Origin of the sequence: Acinetobacter sp. HR7 (assembly GCF_000773685.1) — a bacterium.
In the GTDB taxonomy this organism is placed as follows: domain Bacteria; phylum Pseudomonadota; class Gammaproteobacteria; order Pseudomonadales; family Moraxellaceae; genus Acinetobacter; species Acinetobacter thermotolerans.
In genome coordinates, this window is record NZ_JPQO01000192.1 from 1 (window position 1) to 3,790 (window position 3,790).

6 protein-coding genes and 1 pseudogene are annotated in these 3,790 nt (G+C 42.1%); all 7 read left to right on the forward strand.

Annotation, left to right across the window (positions count from 1 at the left end; translation table 11 throughout):
* On the forward strand, nucleotides 1-252 hold a 252-nt coding region (locus GW12_RS11510; RefSeq protein ID WP_034587610.1), incomplete at its 5' end, for a helix-turn-helix domain-containing protein.
* A 551-nt stretch (nucleotides 253-803) separates the two neighbouring features.
* A complete protein-coding gene (locus tag GW12_RS11515) occupies nucleotides 804-1,076 on the forward strand; it encodes a hypothetical protein (protein WP_034587611.1) in 273 nt (90 codons plus the stop codon).
* A gap of 8 nt (nucleotides 1,077-1,084) precedes the next feature.
* Nucleotides 1,085-1,414 (forward strand): MobC family plasmid mobilization relaxosome protein, encoded by a 330-nt coding sequence (locus GW12_RS11520; protein WP_034587618.1) that lies wholly within the window; start codon nucleotides 1,085-1,087, stop codon nucleotides 1,412-1,414.
* A gap of 97 nt (nucleotides 1,415-1,511) precedes the next feature.
* Nucleotides 1,512-1,760: pseudogene (locus GW12_RS16235) on the forward strand (relaxase/mobilization nuclease domain-containing protein); the annotation flags it as partial.
* Between the two features lie 322 nt (nucleotides 1,761-2,082).
* Nucleotides 2,083-2,541 carry an MbeB family mobilization protein gene (locus tag GW12_RS16240; protein ID WP_375730993.1) on the forward strand — a complete coding sequence of 153 codons (459 nt, stop codon included), beginning with the start codon at nucleotides 2,083-2,085 and terminating at the stop codon, nucleotides 2,539-2,541.
* A 324-nt stretch (nucleotides 2,542-2,865) separates the two neighbouring features.
* On the forward strand, nucleotides 2,866-3,069 hold the full coding sequence (locus GW12_RS16055; RefSeq protein ID WP_227504166.1) for a hypothetical protein: 204 nt from the start codon (nucleotides 2,866-2,868) through the stop codon (nucleotides 3,067-3,069).
* 26 nt (nucleotides 3,070-3,095) lie between these two features.
* Nucleotides 3,096-3,790: replication initiation protein (locus GW12_RS11530; protein ID WP_034587616.1), on the forward strand; the 695-nt coding region annotated here is incomplete at its 3' end.

The window sequence follows — 3,790 nt, forward strand, 5'->3', positions numbered from 1 at the left end:
TGGCGCAATCATGGCAGTGCAGAATTTCAAGCACAGTTCAGCGCAAAACAAGCAAAGAAAGGACGCAAAGGCGGTTTAATCAGTGATTCTAGTCATGGTGGCAAGGCAAGGTCAGCAACGTACAGCGATTTGCGCCAAGAAGCCCTTAAACTGCATATACAGGGCATGAAGCAAAAAGATATAGCTCTAAAATTGAATGTTTCAGATAGAACAATCAGAACATGGATTAAAAAGCGGAAAGTGCAAGCCTAATCAGATAACAGCCCTTTTTTGGTTTCTGATACGTCTAGGGTGCACAAGTGCAAGCCTAATCAGATAACAGCCCTGTAAAAGGGGCTTTTTTATTTTATTAATTAAATCTTTAAAAAATTATTATTGTAGGGAGTTAGCAATGGTTGTGGGCAAAGGTTTTTCCTGTGCATCAAACCTGTGTGCAACTCAACGTATAACTCGTCAGAGTTATGCGGAGTTGTGCATAGTGTTTGTGCATAGATCAGAAAAGCCGTTCGCTTGCGATTGTCCATCAACCTTGCAACGACTAATTCAATTTGCGTCATGTAAGCAGCATGAGGCGGGCTATCATTTAAACTAATGCGCTTGAATAAAATCCAAATCAATGCTACCTTTTTGATTATAAGCCAGCACACACAAAGGGGACTTTCTTTGCTTCGCTCGAAACGTCCCTTTTGTGGCACTGGTTCAGGGGCTTCACCCCCGACACCCCCGAAAACGGCAGAACAGAAAAATCATAGATTTTCCAGTTTTGCCGTTACAAATCAAAAGCAAAAACAAGGATTCATAAAATGATAGATATTCAAAAAAACTTCGATACAACGACTATTAGTGATGTTGCTTTTGCAGCACTGGAAACATTTGCTGAATCAGGTTGTGACTTAATTTATTTGCAAGATATTCATACAGAGTTACAGAAGCATGGGCATTGGTTGCTGCAACTCCAGTGGCTTTTTTTCAAAATGGAGAAAAAGAACTTTGTGGCTTTAAGTAAAAAATTGAACTATGACCCAGTGCAGTTAAATCAAGCATTGCAAGTTATTTGCCGTATTCCGCAATTGTGAAGTGTGCCGTGGAAAAAAGACAAAAGGAAATCAAAATCCGTTTGACTGATGCAGAGCATCAAGCACTTTTAGACCGATGCACGACAGCGAGCCTTGCCAGTTGGATGCGTGAAACGTGTTTAAGTGAGAAGCGTACAAAGCAAAGTAAGGTTGTTGAAGTAGATCCGCAGTTGCTTCGGCAACTTGCAGGCATCGGCAATAACTTGAATCAGATTGCCCGAATCATTAACCAACAGAGCAAGACAGACACGCCCTTAGATCGTGTTGCAGTCATTACAGCCCTGTCAGGTATTGAGCGTGAATTGCAGGCATTAAGAGATGATTATAAAAATCCATAGTCGGGGCATTGGTGCAGGTCGAGGGCCAATTGATTATCTGCTTGGCAAAGACCGTGACCGCCAAGATGCACGGCTTGATCGTGGCGACCCTGAACAAATGATTCAAATTATTGATAGCACTAACTTTGCTCAAAAATATACATCGGGCGTTTTATCGTTTGCCGAGCGTGATTTAGACGAGCATCAAAAGCAGCAAATCATGGATAGCTTTGAACGTGCTTTGCTCCCAGGACTTGACCAAGATCAATATTCAATTTTATGGGTACAGCATCAAGATAAAGACCGTTTAGAGCTTAATTTTGTGGTCGCAAACGTAGAGCTACAAAGTGGCAAGCGGTTACAGCCCTACTATGACCGTGCAGATCGTCCACGCTTGAACGCATGGAAAGACCTTGTAAACGACCATTACAACTTAAAAGACCCAAACGACCCATTAAACAAGCGTGAACTATGTACGCCTAATGACTTGCCAAGAACAAAAATACAAGCCTGTGAAGCCATTACAAACGGCTTGTTAAGTGTTGCGGAACGTGGCGAATTAAAAAATCGTGATGATGTGGTTAAAACGCTTGAAAATGCAGGTTTTGAGATAGCCCGAACCACTAAAAAAAGTATCAGTATTAAGAACCCCGAAGGGGGGCAAAATATCCGCCTAAAGGGGGCGATTTATGAGCAAGATTTTAGATTTGGCAAAGAGCTTCGAGCAGACATCGAACGAGCAAGCGAAGCATACAGAGCAGACCGTAGCAACAGAATTCAAGAATCACGAGCAACGCTTAATCGACTTACTGAAAGAAAACGAGAAAGCAATCAACTCCGCTATCCAAGAACAGAACAAGCGGTTACTGCCAGTTATGTTAAAAACTTGGAGCATCGTAGCCATAGCCGTGATTACAGCCCTTTTGCTGATGTGGGGCATCCTAGCCTATCAGAGCCACAAAATCGGCAAGAACGCAGAGATAATCGCCCAGCAGAACCTAGCTATACAGGACTTAGCGAACAAGGGGGGCAATATCAAGCTGAAAGACTGCATAGACAACAAAGATCGCAAACGCTTATGCGTTCTAGTGAACAAGGACGCACCGACTTGGCAGAATGGCAGCCTAATGGTTCCGATGGGGTATTAATTGATGACCGAATTAGAAAAGCACTTACTCGAAGCCTTGGAACAAGCACAGGCGCAACAACAGCAGAGGGAAGCCGATTTATTCAAGATGTTCGAGATTACACAACAAGAAAATCTGGAAATCAGGGCAGAATTTCAGAGCTTGTTATTGAATATTACGGAAACAGATCAGATCAGAAACGAGAACTTGAACAAATTAGTGCGGTTAGTCAGCAGCTTGAACAATCAATTGCAGGACTTCAAGACACAAAACACAGCTTTGACAAGGCAGTTGCAAGCGTTAGAAATGCAAGTCAGCAAGTTGAAAAAATGAATGAATCAGAGCGTGGCTATAGCTTCTTTCGTTGATGAAACATGGCATAAGTCAATGTTAAGAAAAGAAATTTTGAAATGTGACAAGAACAGTGGTACATTTCATGCAGGCGAAAAAAAAGCAGGTTTGCAGACCCGCCTTTTTTCCTTTGTTAAACAAGTGCTTAAAACACCAGTCCAACGCAAATTCGATACTTGTATTGTACTGATGTTTTGAGCCATTGCAACACTTTGGACGTTTCAGTGATCAATAAGCATCAATTTAAAGCAGATTTTTACGAAAAATTACCGCATAAGCCATATTGTTCGTGGGGCAAAGGTGAACGAACACTTATACGTTCAAAATCACACGCAATACGCTTCCCGTTGATACAGATCAACTCGCCACACCTAATTAATTATTTAATCTTCGACATAGACGCGCCTGATGCCTATTTGCATTTTTTAGATGCAAACCTACCAACGCCCAGTTGGATTGCTAAGAATCCTAAAAATGGTCATTGTCACATCTGCTATGCCCTAAAAACGCCCGTTTGTAAGACTGAAAACGCAAGAATGAAGCCATTGCGCTATCTAGCGTCAATTGAGTATTCGTATGCTAAAAAACTTGGTGCAGATTTACGTTACACAGGCGTTTTAACAAAAAATCCACTGGATGCGGACTGGCAGACCACTTTTTTAAGTCCACTTGAATATGAACTGGCAGAGCTTGCCGACTTCATCGACCTTGAAACGAAACCGAAAGCAAACGAAGTGTCGGGGCTTGGTCGTAACTGCATGATGTTCGATACAGTCCGCTATTGGGCGTATAAAGCGATTAGAGCACATTTAAGTGGCGGTTATGACCTTTGGTATGCTGAAGTGCTAAAAGTCGCTATAAACTCAAATGAAGCGTTTTTAGACCCATTGGGCTATTCGGAAGTAAAGGCAACTGCAAA

Excerpts from the sequence above, each read along its gene's own strand:
- GW12_RS11515 (WP_034587611.1), top strand. The coding sequence starts at position 804 with ATGATAGATATTCAAAAAAACTTCGATACAACGACTATTAGTGATGTT.
- GW12_RS16240 (WP_375730993.1), top strand. The coding sequence starts at position 2,083 with ATGAGCAAGATTTTAGATTTGGCAAAGAGCTTCGAGCAGACATCGAAC.